A 20,191-nucleotide genomic window follows, 5' to 3' on the forward strand; every position below is an offset into this window, starting at 1 on the left:
CCTATGTGTACTAATATAAAAACAATAGCTAAAGGTAGTAATGGCGAGTTATCTATTTGTACAAACTGTAATATCTATCATTTAGAGTTTAATAATGTGTATTTAGAGTTTACTGTAGTGCAATATCAGCAGTTTAAAAAATACCTTTTTGCTTTAGAAGCAGACTACTGGGAAAACAAATATGAAGCAGCATATATAAAACGAAAAATTCCAATTCCATCACAACAATCTAATCTCGTTTTAATGTTTAATAGGCAAGAAATAGCAGAATTAAAAGCACTTTTTTCTAACAAAAAACATGTTTATAATAGCTATTTAAGTTTAGAAGATATAGACTATACGCTCCTTTTAAATTAGTAGAACAGTTTAAGCTTCTTCGGTTTCAGACGTTTCCTCTTCAGAATCTTCGGCTTTAATAATACTCGGAAAAATCATTGGTGAAAGTGATTTTACGGGATTGTATAAAATAGAATCCTTTAAATCCTCTTCGCCAACAAAAGGTATGGTGTTATTCATTCTGCTAAAAACAACCAGAATTACACTTAAAATTAAACCAATTTTTAAGGCGCCAAAAACACCTCCTAATAGTTTGTTTATAATACCTAAAGCTGCAAAATCAGCCAATTTAGTAAGAGCTTTTCCTGCAAGAGAAATTACTAAAATAATAACCACAAAAGTAATAGCAAAAGCAACAATGTTTATGTATTTCTCGTCCCAATCTACTTTACTTTCTAAAAACTCGGTAGCAAAACCACTAAAATGTATAGCGCCATAAACACCAGCAACTAATGCAACAAGAGAGGCAACTTCTACAAAAAGACCTTTCATAAAACCTCTAACCAATCCAAAAAGGAGTAATGCACCTAAAACTATATCTAAAACGCTCATAAAACTTACAATTTTGTCAAATATAGTAAATAACAAAACTTCTCTCCTTTTTTTAAGTAGAGATGTAATGAAGTGACACAGAGGTTTACTAACTTTGGCATTTATTAAAATAACCTAAATACCACCCGAAACTTCGGGAATACTTTCAAGTTAAATATGTCAAGAGATCAAGAATTAAAAGAGCGTTGGGATTTGGTAGTGCAAAAACTATCTAATCAATTTGCAGATGGAGACACACTAGATTTAGATGCAATAATCTACCTTATTGGTGTACAAGAATTAGGGCAATTAAACAGAAGTTTTAAAAAAGATCAAAAATTAGACCTCATGCACATTGCAATCTGCAAAGTACTTACGCCTTATGGCTATTATGAGTTTGATTTTGTTGATGAAGATGGCTGGCCACATTATAAAGCCAAAGCAACATTACCACATTTAAAAGCAGGAGAGCAAAGTATTTTAATGAAAGAAGCCATAGTAAACTACTTTGTAGAAACAGAATTTATAGACTAATAAGGGCGTTACCACAAGGGTCGCGCTTTCCGCAGTCGCTATCCAAGATGAGCTCCAACAAAGCTCCAATCGCTAACGCAAAGCACAACCAACTTATGGTATTACCAAGCATATTTTGTGTTTGCTGTGGTAATTACCTTCTTTTTTTTAAATATTAGTTCGTTGTTTGCAATACGTAATGCCGATATTTTATTTAAATTTGCCACCTATTTATACATACCATGATAGACAAGATAAAAGAACTTATAGCAGAAGCAGAAGCATTTAAAGCACAATCTAAAGAAGAGGTTGAGGCATTCAGAATTAAATACTTAGGTAAAAAAGGATTGTTAAACGACTTTTTTACAGAGTTTAAAAATGTAGCAAACGACCAGAAAAAAGAATTTGGTCAAACTATTAATAAACTTAAAAAAACTGCTGAAGAAAAGGTAAATGCCTTAAGAGAAGAGTTAGAAAACCAAGAAGAAGAAAAAGGAGTTTACGGAGATTTATCACGTCCTGGTGAACCAATAGAAATAGGAGCAAGACACCCAATATCTATTGTTAAAAATGAAATTATAGATATCTTTTCTCGTATTGGTTTTAACGTAAGTGAAGGTCCAGAAATAGAAGATGATTGGCATAACTTTACCGCATTAAACTTGCCAGAATACCATCCAGCAAGAGATATGCAGGATACCTTTTTTATACAAACAGATCCAGATATTTTATTACGTACACATACAAGTTCTGTACAAGTACGTTATATGGAAAACAATAAACCACCTATTCGTACCATTTCTCCTGGTCGTGTATACAGAAACGAAGCTATTTCAGCACGTTCACACTGTTTTTTTCACCAAGTAGAAGGTTTATATATAGATAAAGATGTAAGTTTTGCAGACCTAAAGCAAACACTGCAATACTTTACAACAGAAATGTTTGGTAAATCTAAAATACGTTTACGTCCTTCTTACTTTCCATTTACAGAGCCAAGTGCTGAGGTAGATGTGTATTGGGGATTAGAAACAGAAACCGATTATAAAATTACCAAAGGAACAGGTTGGTTAGAAATTATGGGTTGTGGTATGGTAGATCCTAACGTGTTAGAAAACTGTGGTATCGACTCTAAAGAATATTCTGGTTTTGCATTTGGTATGGGAATAGACAGAATAGCCATGTTACTAAATCAAATTAGCGATATTCGCTTGTTAAGTGAAAATGATGTACGTTTCTTAGAGCAGTTTAAATCTGCACTATAAACAACATTATAATATATTAAAAAAGCCGACTGTTAACAGTCGGCTTTTTTATTTAACAATAAATTAACTTCGTTTAGTTCGGTTTGTTCCGAACTAACTTGTAATTTTGTTTATCATTTTACTGAGAATAGATTATTTGTTTTCAGAAAACAGAAAAAACAATTAACAATGAAAGAAAATATCTGCAAAGAAAAAATGGCTTTGGTTGAAAAACTAGGAGTGCATTTAGAAAACAGAGAGCAAATAGCTCCTGTTGCAGCACGTATTTTGGCTTACATTATTTTAACTGGTAAAAGCGGAGCTACTTTTGAAGATATGGTGAGTGTGCTTTGTGCAAGTAAAAGTACTATTTCTACACATCTAAATCATTTACAAGATTTAAATAAAATAGAATATTTCACCAAAACAGGAGATCGAAAAAAGTACTTTATCATTAATAAAAATACCATTATTCAACATGTAGACAGAATGATAAGCCATTGGGATGAAGAGCGTGCTATTCATCTAGAAATTAAATCCTATAAAGAAATCCAAAACGAAGTAAAAATTAAAAACGAAGAAGAGAAATTCGATTTAAGTTTTCATAATGATTACGTCAAGTTTGTAGACGAAGCAACAGCTTCGGTAAAAGAATTAAGAGAAAAATTAATAAACAATCAATTCCATATTTAAAGTCAGGTAAAAATGAAAAACAATAAATTAAATGCTATTCTAGGGCTAAGTCTATTCTTAGTTGTTATGAGTTGTGGTGATAAGCAAAGCAATGCTGCTGCTGTAAAACAAGCTCCTCCTGCGCCTTATCCAGTGGCTCAAGTACAACCAAAAACAGTAACAGGTTATACAGACTATCCTGTAACCATTGAAGGTGTAGTAAACAGTGATGTTAGAGCTAAAACTTCAGGATATATAGAAAAAGTATATGTAGACGAAGGTCAAAAAGTGCGTAAAGGTCAAGTGTTATTTAAATTAGAAACACAGTCTTTAAGTCAAGATGCTGGAGCAGCAAAAGCAAGAGTAAATGTAGCACAAGTAGAAGTAGATAAACTAATTCCTCTTGTTGAAAAAAACATTATTAGTCCAGTACAATTAGAAACAGCTAAAGCTAATTTAGCACAAGCTAAAGCAAACTTAAGTGGTGTTTCTGCTAATATTGGTTATGCAACAATTAAAAGCCCTATAGACGGTTATGTTGGTGCTATTAATTTTAGAGAAGGTGCTTTAATTAGTCCTAGTGACCTAACTCCACTAACCACAGTAAGTGAAATTGATCAAGTATATGCGTTTTTTAGCTTTAATGAAGCACAATATATTGACCATTTAATGCAATCTGAAGGAAAAACAAAAGCAGAACGTATTAAAAATTCGCCAGATTTAACTTTAATCTTAGCGAATGGAAAAGAGTATTCTGAAAAAGGACGTATTCAAACCAGTACAGGACAAATAAACCAAAGTACAGGAACCATTCAAATTAGAGCAGCTTTCAATAATCCTAACGAAATTTTAACCAACGGAAATAGTGGTAAAATTAGATTTCCTATAGAATATAAAGATGCTTTAGTAGTACCTCAATCTGCAACCTTTGAGCAACAAGGTAATGTGATGATTTTTAAGTTAGGAGAAGATAATAAGGTGCAAACAGCTATTATAAAAGTAAAAGACGCAGTAGATAACCTTTATGTTGTAGAGTCTGGTTTAGATGTAAGTGATAAAATTATTGTATCTGGAGTTAGTAAGTTAAGAAACGGGATGGCTATTTCGCCTCAAGAAACCGATTTTAATGAAGCTATTAAGCCTATAGCAACCTTATTTAGAAATTAGATAACCTCTAAAAATTTTAGTTATGTTAAAAACATTTATTGAAAGACCTGTGCTTTCAACGGTAATTTCTATTATCATAGTTTTACTAGGTGCCATAAGTATTGGTACATTACCTATAGAAGAATATCCAGATATTGCGCCACCAACTATTAAGGTAACAGCAAGTTATACAGGAGCAAATGCCGAAACTGTTTTAGAGAGTGTTATCATTCCTATTGAAGAGCAGATTAATGGAGTAGAAGGAATGACCTATATGACCTCTACAGCATCAAATACTGGAACTGCAGAAATTACCGTTTATTTTGACCAAGAAATGGATGCAGATATTGCTGCGGTAAATGTGCAGAATCGTGTGGCAAGAGCTGCACCATTGTTGCCGTCAGAGGTAACACAAACAGGTGTTATTACACAAAAAGTAGAAACTAGTGCGTTAATGTTTGTGTCTATGTATTCGGAAAGCGATAACTACGACGCTACTTTTATTCAGAATTACTTAAAAATAAACGTTATTCCTGCCATGCAACGTATTAGTGGTGTTGGAGACGTTAGTGTATTCTCGCAACAGGATTACGCTATGCGTATTTGGTTAAAACCAGAAAAATTAGCAGCATATGGATTAATTCCTTCTGATATTTCTGCAGTTTTAGCGGAACAAAATTTAGAAGCAGCAGCAGGTTCTTTAGGGCAAAATAATGGAGAATCTTTCTCTTATACCTTAACGTATAGTGGTCGTTTTAAAAACGAAAGTCAATACAGCGACATTGTAATTAAGGCCTTAGGTAACGGAGAGTTTTTACGCTTAAAAGATGTAGCAACTATTGAGTTAGATGCACAATCATACGCAGCAAATGCCATGAGTTTAGGTAATCCTGCTGTATTTATGGGTATTTTTCAAACCAAAGGATCTAATGCACAAGAGATTATTGAAAATATTAAAACTACTTTAGAAAAGGTTAAAAGTGATCTGCCAGAAGGTTTAAATATTTTTGTGCCTTATGATACTAGTTTATTTTTAAATGCATCTATTGAAAAAGTGGTACACACCTTATTAGAAGCCTTTTTATTAGTGTTTTTAGTAGTGTTTATCTTTTTACAAGATTTCCGTTCTACTTTAATTCCTGCAATTGCAGTACCTGTTTCTATTATTGGTACATTCTTTTTCTTGAATGTTTTTGGGTATTCTATTAACCTTTTAACGCTATTTGCGTTAGTGCTTGCCATTGGTATTGTGGTTGATGATGCTATTGTTGTGGTAGAGGCTGTACATGCTAAAATGGACGATGGCGAGCATAATCCTAAAAAAGCAACATTAACAGCCATGAACGAGATTTCTGGAGCCATCATCTCTATTACTTTAGTAATGGCTGCAGTATTTATTCCTGTAACTTTTGTAACAGGTCCTACAGGTGTTTTTTATGAGCAGTTTGGTGTAACCTTAATTATAGCTATTTTAATTTCTGCAGTAAATGCATTAACCTTAAGTCCTGCTTTATGTGCCTTGTTATTAAAATCGCATGATGACGAAGAGGTAAAAGGTAAAGGTCCTTTACAGCGTTTTTATACATTGTTTAATCGTGGTTTTAATGCTACTATACATCGTTATGGTAATTCGCTACAATTCTTATATAAAAACAAATTTGTATCTGCATTATTATTAATTATTGCTGTTGGTGGTATTTATTGGGCAGCAAATACAACACCTACAGGTTTTGTACCTAATGAAGATAGAGGGATTATTTTTGCTAATATCGAATTGCCTGCAGGTGCTTCTTTAGATAGAACAGATGCTGTTGCCAGAAAGCTATACTCTAAAATAGATGGTATGGATGGTATTGTTGGTGTTAACTTTATTAAAGGTAGAAGTTTAATTAATGGTACAGGTTCTAACTATGGTATGGGAATTATTAAGTTAAAAGACTGGAGTGAGCGTGAAGATGCATCGCTATCTGCGCAAGCTATTACCGGAAAATTATTTGGTATTGCAGCAGGAGTGCCAGAAGCTAAAATTATTTTCTTCTCACCACCAAGTATACGTGGTTTTGGTAACTCATCTGGTTTTGAAGTGAATTTGTTAGATAAGTATGGAGGTGAATTTAAAGATCTAGATCAAGCCAATAAAGATTTTTCTATGGCTTTAATGAGTCATCCAGAAATTAAGTATGCACAATCTTCTTTTAGTACCAACTATCCACAATACGAAATGGAAGTAAATGTACCATTAGCAAAAGAAAAAGGAGTTTCTGTAAATAGTATCTTTTCTACTTTACAAGGTTATATTGGAGGGATTTATGCATCTGATTTTTCTAAATACGGAAAACAATTTAGAGTATACATTCAAGCGTTACCAGAAGATAGAGCAGACGAAAGTGCCTTAAACAGCATGTATGTAAGAACAGATACAGGCGAAATGACACCAATTACACAGTTTGTAAACTTAAAACGTGTGTATGGACCACAATCGGTAACACGTTTCAATTTATTAAATTCTACAATGATTTCTGGTGCTACAAATGATGGCTATAGTACTGGTGATGCTATTAGAGTGATTGAAGAAGAAGTAGCCAAACTACCAAGTAACTATACGGTTGCATATTCTGGATTAACTAGAGAAGAAGTAAGTGCTGGTAACCAAACCACTTTTATATTTATATTAAGTATTGTATTTGTTTACTTTTTATTAAGTGCACAATACGAAAGTTATTTACTACCATTTGCAGTGGTATTGTCCTTACCTTTTGGTGTATTCGGAGCCTATATTTCTACAAAATTATTAGGATTAGAAAACAATATTTATTTCCAAATATCCTTAATCATGTTAATTGGGCTATTGGCTAAAAACGCCATACTTATTGTGGAAATTGCATTGCAGAAAAGGCGAAGTGGTGAAAGTATTCTTGATGCTGCATTAGATGGTGCAAAATCACGTTTACGTCCAATTTTAATGACCTCTTTTGCCTTTATACTAGGTTTAATGCCATTAGTATTAGCTAAAGGAGTAGGTTCTGAAGGAAACAGGTCTATTGGAACAGGTGCTGTTGGCGGACTGCTTATTGGTACCATTATAGGTGTGTTTGTAATTCCTATACTATTTATATTATTCCAGTGGTTACAAGAAAAAGTTTCAAGTAAACCAGCAGTACAAACTATTGAAGACTAAAAACTATGAAAACCATTATAAAACATAGAAATTTTAACAAAGCCGTTTTATTACTAGTTGTTGCCTTAACATTACAAAGTTGTTTTGTAGCGCAAGACTATGTAAGACCAGAATTAACTGCAGAAACAGAAGCGCTTTACAGAACAGAAAATTTACCTACAGATAGCGTTTCTATTGCAGACGTATCTTGGAAAAATTTATTTACAGATCCATACCTACAACAATATATAGAAGAAGGTCTGCAAAATAATATGGATGTACGTATAGCATTGCAACAAATAATTGCTGCTCAAGCTTATGCAAAACAAGGTAAAGCAGGTTATTTGCCAACTTTAAGCGTTGGTCCTAACTATACACGTCAAGAATTTTCTGAAAACAGTCAGTTCGGATCTATATTTAGTGGAGGAACAGATACCTATGATATTACTGCTAACCTTTCATGGGAAGCAGATATTTGGGGCAAAATAAGATCTAATAAAAGAGCAACACAAGCTGCTTATTTGCAAAGTGTAGCAGGACATCAAGCCGTAAAAACGCAATTGATTTCTAGTATTGCAAATACCTATTATAACTTATTGGCTTTAGATGCGCAATTAGAGGTTACTAAACAAACTATAGAAGCCAGAGAAAGTGGTGTGGCTACTATTAAAGCATTAAAAGATGCTGGACAAGTAACACAAGTTGCTGTAGACCAAAATATAGCGCAATACAATAGTGCCAAGGCTTTACAAGTAGATATTGAAACAGCTATTTTTAAAACCGAAAATACACTAAGTATATTATTAGGTAAACAACCACAAAGTTTTGAAAGAAGTAGTTTAGATGTTCAAAAAATAGAACAAGATATTAAACTTGGTGTGCCAGCAACATTGTTAAGTAACAGACCAGATGTTATGGCTGCAGAATATGCGTTAATTAAAGATTTTGAACTTACTAATGTTGCTAAAAGTAGCTTGTATCCATCTTTAACATTAACAGCTTCAGGCGGATTACAAAGTTTAGAATTAGATAAATTATTAAATGTAAATTCTTTATTTGCAACCGTTGTTGGTGGCTTAACACAACCGCTTTTAAATCAAAGAAAGCTTAAAACACAAAAGGAAGTTGCTCTAGCAAATCAAGAAAGCACTTTATTAAATTTCAAGAAAACCTTATTGGTTGCTGGAAGCGAAGTGTCAAATGCATTGTTTTCTTATGAAGCTGAAACCAAGAAATTTCAATTCAGAAAAAACGAAGTGGAAGCCTTACGTACTGCAGAAGCAAATTCTGAAGAGTTACTTAAAAATGGTTATGCTAATTATTTAGATTTATTAACAGCAAGACAAAGTGCTTTAAGCGCAGAACTTAATATTATAGACAGCCAATTACAACAATTAATTTCTGTTGTAGATTTATATGAAGCCCTTGGTGGTGGTTGGAGATAAAATTAGAGTAATACTAATTAAAAAGAGGGTTTAATGTTTTAAACCCTCTTTTCTATTTAAAAAAACACCTAAAAATAAGAGTAATCTTTGCAAATGGAAAACTTTCTAATGTTGGGTTTTTATTAAAAATTGACGTGATTTTACAATTTCTAGTGAAAATAGAAGCAACTAATGAATCGTTTTTCCACTTTTTATTCATTTTAAGTTAAAAAAAGAATAATGCCTAAGTATTATATTTCTTATTTTTAATAGTTTGTTATTTTTGCAAAATGAAAAAAGATATAGAAATCCCTAAAGTTGAAGATGTTTACATTGCTGTGGTTAATGAGTATAACGATACGTATAAAAGCCAAGACTGGAATGCATATATTGTAAATAATAAAGATGTAGACTTAGAGATGGTTCTTATAGTAACTAGTGGGTTTTCTGAAGATAAAATAACTTCTGTTTTTAGAAAAAAACTAGACCGATTACCTAAAAAAAGCTATGCTAAAATTGAACTGATGCAAGAAGAGCTATTTGCAATAAACAACCAATTTAAAGTATCTTTTTTTGAAGGCAATAAAATGTTTGATAAAACCTACACCTTTAGAAAAAACACCATCAATTTAAAAGCATTGCAAACTATTCCTTTAATAGGAGCTCAAGGTGTTTTAGTAAAATAATTTGTTAATCTAAATTATCGGTTAATTTTTTAAACACTTTTTTAGCGTCTTTATTTTCATAAAGAATCTCGTAAACAGCTTCAATGATAGGTAAACGCGTTTTCTTTTTGTTTTTTTTGTTTAGTAAATGTGCAGATTTTGTAGCGTAATAGCCTTCTGCAACCATGCTCATTTCCATCTGTGCAGACTTTACTGTGTAGCCTTTACCAATCATGTTACCAAACATTCTGTTTCTTGAAAAAACAGAGTAACCAGTTACTAACAAATCTCCTAAATATGCAGAGTTGTTAATATTACGTTTCATTTTGTGCATTTTTTTAATAAAACGCTTCATTTCACGTATTGCATTACTCATTAGTACACTCTGAAAATTGTCACCATAACCTAATCCGTGTGCTATTCCTGCGGCAATTGCGTATATGTTTTTAAGCATTACAGCATATTCTGTACCAATTACATCATCACTAATTTTGGTTTTAATATAGTCGCTAGATAGTGCGTTAGCTATATCTTGTGCTTTTTCTGGATCTGCACAAGAAATGGTTAGGTAAGACAAACGCTCTAGAGCAACCTCTTCTGCGTGACAAGGACCAGCAATGACACCAATGTTTTCAAAAGGAATTTTATATACATCATGAAAATGCTCACCTACTAGTTTTCCTGTTTCTGGTATAATGCCTTTTACGGCAGAAACTACAATTTTATCTTGAATGTTATAAGTAAGTTTTTCTAGTTCAGAATACATAAAAGCAGACGGTATTACAAATATTAATACGTCGGCATATGCTGCCATTTCATTTATATCATTACTTATTTTTAACTGCTCTAAATGAAACTCTACAGAGCTTAAATAGCTTGGGTTATGCTGTTCTTTTAGTAAATGTTCTTTTATATATACACTACGCATATACCAACCAACTTCTTGTTGGTTTTCACATAACATTTTTACTATTGCAGTAGCCCAACTGCCACTACCAAAAACAGCAAATTTTAAAGGTGTACTCATGGAGAATATTTTCTTTTCATTTCCGCGAAAGCGAAAAAATACTAATTCATTTAAAAACCAAAAATACATAAAATATCAATGATAGCTAAGCGATGTAAAAACAGATACTTAAATTTTTTGGCATGCGTTTTGAATGTTGTAAAATATTAAACCTAAAACAACAAATAATATAAGGCGTAAAAACCATTGAAATCTTAATTAATAACCTAGATTTATAGCTGTTTTACAAATTATATTATACAAGCGTTTTAATTAAATAGAAACATATGAAAACTACTAAACTACTTTCAGGATTTGCTTTAATAGCACTTTTATTTACCTCATGTTATCATGAAGATATTTATGAAAATAATTATAGTAATAACCCAACAACAACGGCTTCATTAAACCAACTGTTGAGTTCTTATGAGTTATGGTATGTAGATATTAATCAAACCATAGGTTATGGCGAAACACGTTTTTTACAAACAGCATTTACAGTGTCTTTTAGAAACGGAGTGCTGTATGCTAACAATAACTTAGTAGGTATTGGTAGTCAAGGAAACGGTTATGGTATTTCTGTAGGTTATTATAATGCCTATAATATGATTTTAGATGTAAATCATGATATTGATGGATATAACACTTTTGATGTTTACCAAATAGATTATAATACCATAGAATTGTATAATCCTTATAACGACACTTCGTATTTTTTACATGGTTACCAACGATCTAACTTTGATTATAATTATGTTTTTTATGATAATATTCATTATTTCTTACAAGAATATGAAGCTTGGGAAAAAACATACACTAGTAACTATGGCGCTTTAAATGAATTTGATAATGAAAATTTTATGCAGTTTTTAGCTGGAGGAAACGGAGTAACCTTTAGAAGCTCACAAGATGGAGTTGGTACCAACCCAAACAATATATTTTGGGATTATTCTGGAATATATACCGTTGGAAATGTAAGTGGTAATATGTACCAAAAAACATTAACATTAGATTATAATTACTTTGACAATGAATTTTTTGAATTGAGCGTTATTAGTGATAATACTATAGAGTTGTTTCATAACGCATCAGGTACTTTATATGAGTTTAGAGGAAGAGGTTATATACAGTATTTAAAAACAGGAACACCAACAGATAAAACAAAATCTAGTGCAGAAAAACCACGAGTACAACGTACAGAAAAAACAGAAAACGTACGTGAAAACACACGTGATGTATGGTAAGAAAAAATAAAAAATATAAAGTGATTGCTATGGATTAGTAAATGGTCATCACTATAAAAATTGGTTAGTTAGTTAATTTGGAAACCGTTTAAAAAGAAATTTTTAAACGGTTTCTTTTTTGTAAGATATTGGCACGTTAGTTGTTAACATTAATTGGAATTGAAGAAGTTTTTTTTAAACTTTACAATAATTAATTAACAACATTAAACACAAAAAACAATTATGGGATTATTTTCATTTATTAAAGATGCAGGTGCAAAAGTTTTTGGAATAGGAAAAACTACGGAAGAAGAAGCAGCTGAAGCAGCAGCAAAAGCAAATGCAGAAGAACTTAAAGAAGAAGCATTAGTTGCAAAAAGATTAGAAACAACAGTTAAAGACTTAGGTTTACAAGTAGAAGACTTAAGTGTATTTATTGATGATGATGCAGCCACCATTTCTGGTATGGCTTATGATCAAGCAACAAGAGAAAAAATAATATTAGTAGTAGGTAACTCTAATGGTATTGCTACAGTAGATGACCAAATGACTGTAGAACATGTAGAGCCAGAAGCGCAATTTCATACTGTAGTTAGTGGTGATACTTTAGGTAAAATAGCAAAAACATTTTATGGTAATGCTATGAAATATCCTGTGATTTTTGAAGCTAATAAACCAATGTTAGAGCATCCTGATAAAATTTATCCAGGTCAAGTTTTACGTATTCCTGCTTTAGACTAGTTGTACTAATTGTAGATAATATAAAAAAAAACGCCAACTTTAAGTTGGCGTTTTTTTTATGATTTAATCTAATTATCTGTAAAAATTCATTTCATCAAGATACTTCCAAACATACTCTGGTAGCATTGGTTTTACATTCTTACCTGCTTTAATGTTTTTACGTATAAAGGTAGAAGAAAGCTGTATTATTGGTGCATCTATATGATGAATACGTTCATGATTATCAAACTGTGTTTCTACTTTTCCTTCAGAAATTCTAGGGTAAACATAAATATCATTATTCTCTAAAATAAGCTCGTAGTTTTTCCATTTATGAAAACTCTTTAAATTGTCTTCTCCCATGATTAAACTAAAAGTATTTTTAGGGTATTTTTCTTGTAAATGCGCTAAGGTATTTATGGTGTAATTGGGTTGTGGTAAGCCAAACTCAATATCACTAGGTTTTAGTTTTATATAATCTTTGGTAGCTTGATATACCATTTCTAAACGTTGGTAATTATCAAGTAAGGTGTTTTTCTTTTTAAAAGGATTGTGTGGTGTTACTACAAACCATATTTGATCTAAATCACTATGCTCTGCTAAATGGTTAGCAATTATTAAGTGACCAATGTGTATAGGATTAAAAGAGCCAAAGTATAAACCTACTTTCATTTTATTCCTCTTTTTTCGGGTTTAAAAAATCACCAACTATAGTTTCCGCTTCTAGTAGTGCTTTATCTAAATTATCATTTTCAATAATCACATCAAAAAGAGGTGCTGTAGCAAGTTCTGCACTAGCTTTTGCAACACGCATATTAATTTTATCGTCGCTTTCTGTCTTGCGTTTTTTTAATCTAATTTTTAACTCATCAATACTTGGTGGTTTTACAAAAACAGCCAAGGTTTGTTCTGGAAATTTGCGTTTAATACGTAAACCACCAGAAACATCAATATCAAAAATTACATTTTTACCTAAAGACCAAAGGCGTTCTACTTCGGTTTTTAAAGTACCATAAAAATTATCTCTATAGACTTCTTCCCATTCTAGAAATTCGTCATCTTTAATATGCTGCTTAAATTGGTTTGCAGATAAAAAATAGTAGTCTTCGGCATGTACTTCTGTTCCTCTTTTTTCTCTTGAAGTTGCAGAAATAGAAAATGCTAGATTTAATTTTTCTTGTTTAAGTAGGTGTCTAACAATGGTTGTTTTTCCAGATCCTGAAGGAGCAGAAAATACTATTAGTTTCCCTTTTTCTTTGTTATTTTTAGTCAAATTCTATTTTTTAAAGCGCTTTGTCAAACTAAGCGTGCATTATTATTAGTTCTAGATTGTCTTTAATTAAGATTAAAGTACGTTAAGAAGTTGTTCTTTTATTTTTTCTAGCTCATCTTTCATTTGTACTACCAATTTTTGCATTGGTGCATAATTACTTTTAGAACCTATGGTGTTTATTTCTCTTCCTATTTCTTGGCTAATAAATCCTAATTTTTTTCCGTTAGAATCTTTAGAGTTTAAGGCAGAAATAAAATACTCTAAGTGGTTTTGTAAACGCACTTTCTCTTCTGTGATATCAAATTTTTCAATATAGTAAACTAGCTCTTGTTCAAAGCGGTTTTGGTCTACTTTTTCTTTTAAATCTTCTACACCTTTACGTAAACGTTCACGAACACCTTCAATGCGTTCAGGATCCATTTTAATGACTTGTTCTAGTAGGTCTGCAATAGATGCAATTCTATTTTTAAAGTCGGCTTCTAGTACTTTTCCTTCGTCTAACCTGTAGGTGTCAATTCTGCTTAAAGCTACTTTTATTTCGTCTAAAATGGTATTCCATTCGTTTTCATCAATCTCATCTCGTTCTGTATTTAAAGCATCTGGAAACCTAACAGCCATTTTTAATAATTCTGTTTCGTCACCATCTACAACTTCTTTAAGTTGTTTCATGTATTGCTTTACCACAGGTTTGTTAAGTTGTGTGGTGGTTTCTTCACCTGTAACTTCAACATAAATAGAAAAATCAATTTTACCACGTTCTAATTGTTTACCAATAAGTTTGCGTAGGCTTAATTCTTTTTCTCTATATATAGAAGGCATTCTAGCATTTAAATCCAGGTTTTTACTGTTTAGTGATTTAATTTCTAAAGTAATTTTTTTTGTTGGTAATTGTAAAACAGATTTACCATAACCCGTCATAGAATGAATCATAAGAATTTATTTAAGTTTTACAAAGATAGCTAAAAGTATAGGTTTAGAAAACACAATTTATAGTATGCGTGCATAATATAAATATGTAAATTTGCATATAAATTTAAAAAAGATGTACACTAAACAATTTGAAATACGTTGGAGCGATGTAGACGCTAACAGACATTTAGCAAATTCTGCTTATACTAATTTTATGAGTCATACCAGAATGGCTTTTCTTATAGAGCAAGGTTTTTCTATGCGAGAGCTTGCAAAATATAACATAGGACCTGTTGTTTTTTATGAGCATATGTATTATTTTAAGGAAGCTTTTTTAGGACAAGCAATAACCGTTAGTCTTAGTGTTTCTGGTTTAAGTGAAGACGGAACACTTTTTAAATTTGACCATAATTTTTACAATAAAAAAGGCGAAAATATTGCACATTGTGAAATGATGGGAGCTTGGATTGATTTAAAAGCAAGAAAAATGACTGCTTTACCTGAGGAGTTATTAGTTATTGCTGATGCTTTTCCAAAATCTGAAGCGTATAAAGTACTTACTAAAGAAGATACCAGAGAAAAAGGTAAGGTGCCTAAAAATTTAGTCTTGTAATTTAGGTGTTTTACTTACCAAGTATACGCCAGAAAAAATAAGAAGCATAGCTACTATTTTTACAGCGTTTAAAGAGTCTACTCCCATTAAAATAGCAAATACTCCTGCTATTACTGGTTGTAAATAAATAAAGGTACCAATAGTACTTGCTTTTAAGGTTCTTAAGGCTAAAGGATTTAATAAGTAGGTGCCAAAAGTGGCTCCAATAATTACAAATCCTACAGAAAAATAAACATAAGGTGAAAAGGTAGCTAGCTGTATTTCTTGTACTTCTTGATAACCAAAAGGAAGCACTATAAAGAAACCAAACAGAAACAACCATTTTATAAAAGTAAAAGGATGGTATTTTTCGGTAAGTTTTTTTATAATAATAATGTATACACTATAGGAAACCGCATTTGCAAAAACCATTAAGTTTCCTAAAAATATATTATCACCAACACGTGCTGATTTACCATAAATAGATAGTACTAGTGCGCCAGCAAAACCTAATAATATTCCTGTTACTTTTAAGCCTGTAATGCGTTCTTTTAAAAAAAAGGCAGAGAATATAAGTATAATTATAGGTGTGGTAATCATAATTACCGCAGCGTGAATAGGTGTAGTGAGTTCTAGTCCAGAAAAGAATAGTAGCATATTAGTTGCCACACCAAAAAAAGCAGCAATAACAAAGGTTTTAAAATCTTTGGTATCAATTTTTTCTTTAGGCATAAAAGCATCTAAGATCCAGAACAATATGGTTGCCCCAAAAATACGAAGTAACACAAAACCAAACGGTTTTATATAGCCTTCATTCATTACAAATTTTGCAAAAGTAAAATTTAAGCCGTAAAGTAATTGTACTAAAAATACAGCAATTAAGGCAACGGTTCTTTTATGCATTTAAAACTTTTTTAACAGCTTCAACGTTTGCTTTAGAGTTTCCTATAAAAATAGCATTATCTATTATAAACACAGGACGACTTAAAAAAGTATAGTGGTCTAAAATATAGTGTTTATAATCTTTTTCGGTTAGATTCTGGTTTTTTAAATCCATTTCTTTATACAGTTTAGAACGTTTACTAAAAAGCGCTTCATAGCTTCCTGCTAAGGCTTTCATTTGTTCTAATTGTTGAACTGTAATCTCTTCTTTTTTTATGTCTTGAAGAATAAATTCTGCAGGAAGATTTAATTCCTTTAAAATTCTAGTACATGTACTGCAAGTTTTTAAATAGTATACTTTTTTCATACCTAAAAATTTATGCTGCAAATTACGTTCATTCTCCTTAAAAAATAATTATTTTTATCCAAAAAATAGAATTATGAATTGGGCCTTTGAAATAAATTTAAAAAATAGAAATATACTACACTCTTTGTTAGAGAATCTTAGTCTAGAACAACTTAATCAAAAGCCTAAAGGGTTTAATAATACTATTATTTGGAATATTGCACATACCATTGTAACGCAACAATTGTTGGTGTATAAGTTATCTGGATTGCCTTCTGTTTTAACAGATGAAATGATAGAAATGTATAGAAAAGGTACTAAAACAGAACGCGATATAACACAAGTAGAGGTTGATGAAATTAAAGGTTTTTTGTTTTCTACAATTACTAAAACACAAGAAGATTATAATAACAACATTTTTAAAACCTATACAGAATATACGGTTTCTACCAAAAGTACTTTAACTAATGTTGAAGAAGCTATTGCGTTTAATAACTTTCATGAAGGTATTCATTTAGGATATATTTTAGCACTTAAAAGAGCTTTGTAATTAAATTTTTAAATAGCTGTTTGCTACTTCATACGGAATAGTAAATTCTACAATTTCTTTTTCAAAAGCACCAACACTAAAATTATCATATAAAATGATAATACCATCTTCACTAAAACCTAAAGTTTTAGGTAGTTTAAAGGTGTTTTTGTTTAAAAGAGACTCTGCTTCTATAAAGGTGGAAGTAACTTCTTTGTTATAATATTTTTTAACTAAAGAGGTAAAATCTTCTGTATTGTTAATTATATCTTTTGTGGTTAAAAGCGCTCCTGTTTTTGTGTCAAAATTAAAAAACTCTAAAATTAAACTACTGTTTGCAGCTCCTGTGTTTATGCTAGAGTTCATAGCAATACAAACAAAATTTGTGGTGCTGTAAATAACTTCACCATCAATTAAAGCTTCCCATTTAGGTAGTTCTTCTTTTAACTCTTCACTTATTAAGGTGTTAAAATTGCTGTATGCATCATTAAAATCTTGCATGCATTGCTCTAGAGTTTCTTTTTTTGGTGTTGCAGCATCTATATGTAAAGCTTCGCAAACAAAATTATTAAGTGTAGCATTTACTTTTTCTGCTGCAGGATTATTGCCTTGTGCTTTAGGCATATTAATTTCAATAGTAGTAGTAGTTTCTTTTAAAATAGTAATTTCAGAAAAAGCAAGCGTGGTGTTTTCTTTTTCGCAAGAAGTGAAAATACATAGAAGAATAAGTAAACGAAGATATTTCAATGTGTAAATTAATTAATAAGTTAAAGATAGATTAAAGATATACTTTAGGTTTGAATACAACGAGTTAAAACTTATTTTTGTTATAAATAAATTTACAAATGAAGTTTAATACAAAGGTAATTCATGGAGGGCAAAAACCAGATCCAGCTTATGGTGCAGTAATGCCTCCTATATACCAAACAACAACTTATGCCCAAACTACTCCTGGAGAACATAAAGGTTATGCGTATTCTAGAACACATAATCCTACAAGAAATGCCTTAGAAAATGCTTTTGCAGCTTTAGAAAACGGAAATTTTGGTTTAGCATTTGGTTCTGGACTTGCTGCTATAGATGCGGTTGTAAAACTTTTAAAGCCTGGTGATGAGGTTATAGCTACTAACGATTTATATGGAGGAACTTATAGGTTGTTTACTAAGATTTTTGCATCCTTTGGTATTAAATTCCATTTTGTTGGTATGAAAAATGCTAGCACTATTGAAAGTTTTATAAACTCTAATACAAAACTTATTTGGGTAGAAACACCAACCAACCCATTATTACAAATTATAGATATTAAAGCAATTGCAGCAATTGCTAAAAAACACCATGTTTTATTTGCTGTAGATAACACTTTTGCTACACCATATTTACAACAACCATTAGATTTAGGTGCAGATATTGTTATGCATTCTGCTACCAAATACCTTGGTGGTCATAGTGATGTTGTTATGGGAGCATTGGTGGTAAAGGATAAAGAATTAGCAGGTAAACTGTATTTTATACAAAATGCTAGTGGTGCTATTTGCGGACCTCAAGATAGCTTTTTAGTTTTAAGAGGAATAAAAACCTTACATGTAAGAATGCAACGTCATTGTGAAAATGGAAAAGCTATTGCTATGTATTTAGCAGCACACCCAAAAATTGAAAAAGTATATTGGCCAGGATTTGATACGCATCAAAATCACGATATTGCAAAAGCGCAAATGAAAGATTTTGGTGGTATGCTGTCTTTTACTACTAAAGGAAATAATTATGAGGAAGCAATTAAAATAGTAGAAAAATTAAAACTGTTTACTTTAGCAGAATCACTTGGTGGTGTAGAATCTTTAGCTGGTCATCCAGCAAGCATGACACATGCTAGCATACCAAAAGAAGAACGAGAAAAAATTGGTGTGGTAGACTCACTAATACGTTTAAGTGTTGGTATTGAAGATGAAGTAGATTTAATTGCAGATTTAAAACAAGCGTTAGAATAGAACAACAATTTTATACTAAACAAAAAAACTCCAGTTTAAAAGCTGGAGTTTTTTTGTTTTATGTTTTAATTTCTAGTCTAAATAATAAATATAACCAAAGTTTAGCCATACTAGCCAATCATTTGCTTTGTTAGAGTCTAAAGTGTGGTTTAAGCCATCTACCCAATTGCTATAAAAATATTGCGTTCTTAAATCTAGCATTAAGTCAGAAACCACTGTAAGTTTATAACGTACACCAACACTAGCTACAGTAGACCAAGTGCTACCAGATGCATCACTAATAACATCAGTAACCGAAGATTGCCCTTGTACCCAAGGACCGAAAAAATTATTAGGATCTAATATGTTTCCTCCAGGTTCATCAGTATACACTTTAGGGTTGTAAGAAGTATAATGCATACCAAGACTAACAAAAGGAGCAAATCTATAAGCAAATCCTTGAAAAGATCGAATACTTAAAGGAAAGTATTCTAACTGCATACCAATATCAAAATTATTGGCTTCTCCATGATGTGTTCTTAGTTGATCATAACTAGGACTAGGATTATCTACCCATTCTCCAAAGTGATCTAGTTTGGTTTTGTTCCAAGAAAGTTCACTACGTAATTTAAAATGATCATTAAAATAAGTATCTGTAGAATAGCAATTACAATCTGCTCTATATGCAAAGTTGATATAGTGTATAATACCAATACCAATTCCTGTATTTCCAGCGTCTGTTTCAAAATCATTTCTAACTCCAAAGTCAGATTGAAAGGCCACAGGACCAGCAATAACACCTATTTCATGAGAAAATCCCAATTGTGAAAAAGTAGTGTGTGTTCCTATAATAAAGAACAAAACGAAGGTTAATTGTTTCAAATTAAACATGGTATGATTTCAAAATTAGAGCAAAATACTTACAACAAATATAGAAATTCTCGCTAAACCCGCAAATAAAACAGGTAAAAGGATAGAATATTCTTACTGTACTAGCAATAATAACCAAGCTAATAATTTATTATTTAAAATGAATTGCTAAAAACAAAAAAAAAGCCCTTA

22 protein-coding genes are annotated in these 20,191 nt (G+C 31.4%); 13 read left to right on the top strand and 9 right to left on the bottom strand.

What is annotated here, in order from left to right:
* The first annotated feature begins 3 nt into the window (after positions 1 to 3).
* Complete coding sequence (locus tag ACFSSB_RS12075) at positions 4 to 357, top strand: DUF6686 family protein (protein WP_379904569.1); 354 nt, start codon at positions 4 to 6, stop codon at positions 355 to 357.
* A 9-nt stretch (positions 358 to 366) separates the two neighbouring features.
* Here ACFSSB_RS12075 and ACFSSB_RS12080 read toward each other — a convergent pair whose 3' ends face one another.
* Entirely contained in the window at positions 367 to 888 is a 522-nt protein-coding gene (locus ACFSSB_RS12080) for a CvpA family protein (protein WP_379904571.1), read from the bottom strand.
* A gap of 156 nt (positions 889 to 1,044) precedes the next feature.
* Between ACFSSB_RS12080 and ACFSSB_RS12085 the strand changes: the two genes are divergently transcribed.
* The 7 genes from ACFSSB_RS12085 (at position 1,045) to ACFSSB_RS12115 (ending at position 9,706) form a co-directional block, all read left to right on the top strand.
* Positions 1,045 to 1,401 carry a hypothetical protein gene (locus tag ACFSSB_RS12085; RefSeq protein ID WP_379904574.1) on the top strand — a complete coding sequence of 119 codons (357 nt, stop codon included), beginning with the start codon at positions 1,045 to 1,047 and terminating at the stop codon, positions 1,399 to 1,401.
* Positions 1,402 to 1,622: 221 nt separating this feature from the next.
* The gene (gene pheS / locus ACFSSB_RS12090; protein ID WP_379904576.1) at positions 1,623 to 2,642 is read left to right on the top strand and encodes a phenylalanine--tRNA ligase subunit alpha; all 1,020 of its coding nucleotides are present in this window, start codon (positions 1,623 to 1,625) and stop codon (positions 2,640 to 2,642) included.
* A gap of 168 nt (positions 2,643 to 2,810) precedes the next feature.
* Positions 2,811 to 3,314, top strand: coding sequence for a GbsR/MarR family transcriptional regulator (locus ACFSSB_RS12095; protein WP_379904578.1), 504 nt, complete (start codon positions 2,811 to 2,813; stop codon positions 3,312 to 3,314).
* Between the two features lie 12 nt (positions 3,315 to 3,326).
* Positions 3,327 to 4,460 (top strand): efflux RND transporter periplasmic adaptor subunit, encoded by a 1,134-nt coding sequence (locus tag ACFSSB_RS12100; protein ID WP_379904580.1) that lies wholly within the window; start codon positions 3,327 to 3,329, stop codon positions 4,458 to 4,460.
* A gap of 22 nt (positions 4,461 to 4,482) precedes the next feature.
* Entirely contained in the window at positions 4,483 to 7,617 is a 3,135-nt protein-coding gene (locus tag ACFSSB_RS12105; RefSeq protein WP_379904582.1) for an efflux RND transporter permease subunit, read from the top strand.
* A 5-nt stretch (positions 7,618 to 7,622) separates the two neighbouring features.
* Complete coding sequence (locus ACFSSB_RS12110) at positions 7,623 to 9,041, top strand: efflux transporter outer membrane subunit (protein ID WP_379904584.1); 1,419 nt, start codon at positions 7,623 to 7,625, stop codon at positions 9,039 to 9,041.
* A gap of 269 nt (positions 9,042 to 9,310) precedes the next feature.
* Complete coding sequence (locus ACFSSB_RS12115; RefSeq protein ID WP_379904586.1) at positions 9,311 to 9,706, top strand: hypothetical protein; 396 nt, start codon at positions 9,311 to 9,313, stop codon at positions 9,704 to 9,706.
* Positions 9,707 to 9,710: 4 nt separating this feature from the next.
* Here the strand turns inward: ACFSSB_RS12115 and ACFSSB_RS12120 are convergent, their stop codons facing one another.
* Positions 9,711 to 10,712 (bottom strand): NAD(P)H-dependent glycerol-3-phosphate dehydrogenase, encoded by a 1,002-nt coding sequence (locus ACFSSB_RS12120; protein ID WP_379904588.1) that lies wholly within the window; start codon positions 10,710 to 10,712, stop codon positions 9,711 to 9,713.
* A 266-nt stretch (positions 10,713 to 10,978) separates the two neighbouring features.
* On the opposite strand from ACFSSB_RS12120, the gene ACFSSB_RS12125 reads away from it, so the two are divergent.
* Positions 10,979 to 11,935 carry a nicotinic acid mononucleotide adenyltransferase gene (locus ACFSSB_RS12125; RefSeq protein ID WP_379904590.1) on the top strand — a complete coding sequence of 319 codons (957 nt, stop codon included), beginning with the start codon at positions 10,979 to 10,981 and terminating at the stop codon, positions 11,933 to 11,935.
* A gap of 222 nt (positions 11,936 to 12,157) precedes the next feature.
* On the top strand, positions 12,158 to 12,655 hold the full coding sequence (gene lysM, locus ACFSSB_RS12130) for a peptidoglycan-binding protein LysM (RefSeq protein ID WP_379904592.1): 498 nt from the start codon (positions 12,158 to 12,160) through the stop codon (positions 12,653 to 12,655).
* A 72-nt stretch (positions 12,656 to 12,727) separates the two neighbouring features.
* Here the strand turns inward: lysM and nadD are convergent, their stop codons facing one another.
* From nadD to ACFSSB_RS12145, 3 genes are all read right to left on the bottom strand, one after another.
* Entirely contained in the window at positions 12,728 to 13,306 is a 579-nt protein-coding gene (gene nadD, locus ACFSSB_RS12135) for a nicotinate (nicotinamide) nucleotide adenylyltransferase (RefSeq protein WP_379904594.1), read from the bottom strand.
* 1 nt (position 13,307) lies between these two features.
* On the bottom strand, positions 13,308 to 13,907 hold the full coding sequence (gene gmk / locus ACFSSB_RS12140) for a guanylate kinase (RefSeq protein WP_379904596.1): 600 nt from the start codon (positions 13,905 to 13,907) through the stop codon (positions 13,308 to 13,310).
* Between the two features lie 72 nt (positions 13,908 to 13,979).
* Positions 13,980 to 14,837: a YicC/YloC family endoribonuclease gene (locus ACFSSB_RS12145; RefSeq protein ID WP_379904598.1), complete on the bottom strand. Its 858-nt coding sequence runs from the start codon at positions 14,835 to 14,837 to the stop codon at positions 13,980 to 13,982.
* Positions 14,838 to 14,949: 112 nt separating this feature from the next.
* On the opposite strand from ACFSSB_RS12145, the gene ACFSSB_RS12150 reads away from it, so the two are divergent.
* Entirely contained in the window at positions 14,950 to 15,429 is a 480-nt protein-coding gene (locus tag ACFSSB_RS12150; RefSeq protein ID WP_379904600.1) for an acyl-CoA thioesterase, read from the top strand.
* Here ACFSSB_RS12150 and ACFSSB_RS12155 read toward each other — a convergent pair.
* The gene (locus ACFSSB_RS12155; protein WP_379904602.1) at positions 15,418 to 16,311 is read right to left on the bottom strand and encodes a DMT family transporter; all 894 of its coding nucleotides are present in this window, start codon (positions 16,309 to 16,311) and stop codon (positions 15,418 to 15,420) included. The two genes, ACFSSB_RS12150 and ACFSSB_RS12155, sit on opposite strands and share 12 nt — an antisense overlap.
* Positions 16,304 to 16,657, bottom strand: a complete 354-nt coding sequence (locus ACFSSB_RS12160) for an arsenate reductase family protein (protein WP_379904604.1) — start codon at positions 16,655 to 16,657, stop codon at positions 16,304 to 16,306. The genes ACFSSB_RS12155 and ACFSSB_RS12160 overlap by 8 nt, the downstream gene beginning before the upstream one ends.
* Positions 16,658 to 16,730: 73 nt before the next feature.
* Between ACFSSB_RS12160 and ACFSSB_RS12165 the strand changes: the two genes are divergently transcribed.
* The gene (locus ACFSSB_RS12165) at positions 16,731 to 17,186 is read left to right on the top strand and encodes a DinB family protein (RefSeq protein ID WP_379904606.1); all 456 of its coding nucleotides are present in this window, start codon (positions 16,731 to 16,733) and stop codon (positions 17,184 to 17,186) included.
* Here the strand turns inward: ACFSSB_RS12165 and ACFSSB_RS12170 are convergent, their stop codons facing one another.
* On the bottom strand, positions 17,187 to 17,912 hold the full coding sequence (locus ACFSSB_RS12170; protein ID WP_379904608.1) for a DUF3298 and DUF4163 domain-containing protein: 726 nt from the start codon (positions 17,910 to 17,912) through the stop codon (positions 17,187 to 17,189).
* Positions 17,913 to 18,010: 98 nt separating this feature from the next.
* Here ACFSSB_RS12170 and ACFSSB_RS12175 point away from each other — a divergent pair, with 98 nt between their 5' ends.
* Complete coding sequence (locus ACFSSB_RS12175) at positions 18,011 to 19,150, top strand: cystathionine gamma-synthase (RefSeq protein ID WP_379904610.1); 1,140 nt, start codon at positions 18,011 to 18,013, stop codon at positions 19,148 to 19,150.
* Positions 19,151 to 19,222: 72 nt separating this feature from the next.
* On the opposite strand, the gene ACFSSB_RS12180 is transcribed toward ACFSSB_RS12175, so the two are convergent.
* The gene (locus tag ACFSSB_RS12180) at positions 19,223 to 20,020 is read right to left on the bottom strand and encodes a THC0290_0291 family protein (protein ID WP_379904612.1); all 798 of its coding nucleotides are present in this window, start codon (positions 20,018 to 20,020) and stop codon (positions 19,223 to 19,225) included.
* Between the last annotated feature and the right edge of the window lie 171 nt (positions 20,021 to 20,191).

This window comes from Lacinutrix gracilariae (assembly GCF_042684485.1).
Taxonomy (GTDB): Bacteria; Bacteroidota; Bacteroidia; order Flavobacteriales; family Flavobacteriaceae; genus Oceanihabitans; species Oceanihabitans gracilariae.

Excerpts from the sequence above, each read along its gene's own strand:
- ACFSSB_RS12075 (WP_379904569.1), top strand. The coding sequence starts at position 4 with ATGTGTACTAATATAAAAACAATAGCTAAAGGTAGTAATGGCGAGTTA.
- ACFSSB_RS12080 (WP_379904571.1), bottom strand. The coding sequence starts at position 888 with ATGAGCGTTTTAGATATAGTTTTAGGTGCATTACTCCTTTTTGGATTG.
- ACFSSB_RS12085 (WP_379904574.1), top strand. The coding sequence starts at position 1,045 with ATGTCAAGAGATCAAGAATTAAAAGAGCGTTGGGATTTGGTAGTGCAA.
- pheS (WP_379904576.1), top strand. The coding sequence starts at position 1,623 with ATGATAGACAAGATAAAAGAACTTATAGCAGAAGCAGAAGCATTTAAA.
- ACFSSB_RS12095 (WP_379904578.1), top strand. The coding sequence starts at position 2,811 with ATGAAAGAAAATATCTGCAAAGAAAAAATGGCTTTGGTTGAAAAACTA.
- ACFSSB_RS12100 (WP_379904580.1), top strand. The coding sequence starts at position 3,327 with ATGAAAAACAATAAATTAAATGCTATTCTAGGGCTAAGTCTATTCTTA.
- ACFSSB_RS12105 (WP_379904582.1), top strand. The coding sequence starts at position 4,483 with ATGTTAAAAACATTTATTGAAAGACCTGTGCTTTCAACGGTAATTTCT.
- ACFSSB_RS12110 (WP_379904584.1), top strand. The coding sequence starts at position 7,623 with ATGAAAACCATTATAAAACATAGAAATTTTAACAAAGCCGTTTTATTA.
- ACFSSB_RS12115 (WP_379904586.1), top strand. The coding sequence starts at position 9,311 with ATGAAAAAAGATATAGAAATCCCTAAAGTTGAAGATGTTTACATTGCT.
- ACFSSB_RS12120 (WP_379904588.1), bottom strand. The coding sequence starts at position 10,712 with ATGAGTACACCTTTAAAATTTGCTGTTTTTGGTAGTGGCAGTTGGGCT.
- ACFSSB_RS12125 (WP_379904590.1), top strand. The coding sequence starts at position 10,979 with ATGAAAACTACTAAACTACTTTCAGGATTTGCTTTAATAGCACTTTTA.
- lysM (WP_379904592.1), top strand. The coding sequence starts at position 12,158 with ATGGGATTATTTTCATTTATTAAAGATGCAGGTGCAAAAGTTTTTGGA.
- nadD (WP_379904594.1), bottom strand. The coding sequence starts at position 13,306 with ATGAAAGTAGGTTTATACTTTGGCTCTTTTAATCCTATACACATTGGT.
- ACFSSB_RS12145 (WP_379904598.1), bottom strand. The coding sequence starts at position 14,837 with ATGATTCATTCTATGACGGGTTATGGTAAATCTGTTTTACAATTACCA.
- ACFSSB_RS12150 (WP_379904600.1), top strand. The coding sequence starts at position 14,950 with ATGTACACTAAACAATTTGAAATACGTTGGAGCGATGTAGACGCTAAC.
- ACFSSB_RS12155 (WP_379904602.1), bottom strand. The coding sequence starts at position 16,311 with ATGCATAAAAGAACCGTTGCCTTAATTGCTGTATTTTTAGTACAATTA.
- ACFSSB_RS12160 (WP_379904604.1), bottom strand. The coding sequence starts at position 16,657 with ATGAAAAAAGTATACTATTTAAAAACTTGCAGTACATGTACTAGAATT.
- ACFSSB_RS12165 (WP_379904606.1), top strand. The coding sequence starts at position 16,731 with ATGAATTGGGCCTTTGAAATAAATTTAAAAAATAGAAATATACTACAC.
- ACFSSB_RS12175 (WP_379904610.1), top strand. The coding sequence starts at position 18,011 with ATGAAGTTTAATACAAAGGTAATTCATGGAGGGCAAAAACCAGATCCA.
- ACFSSB_RS12180 (WP_379904612.1), bottom strand. The coding sequence starts at position 20,020 with ATGTTTAATTTGAAACAATTAACCTTCGTTTTGTTCTTTATTATAGGA.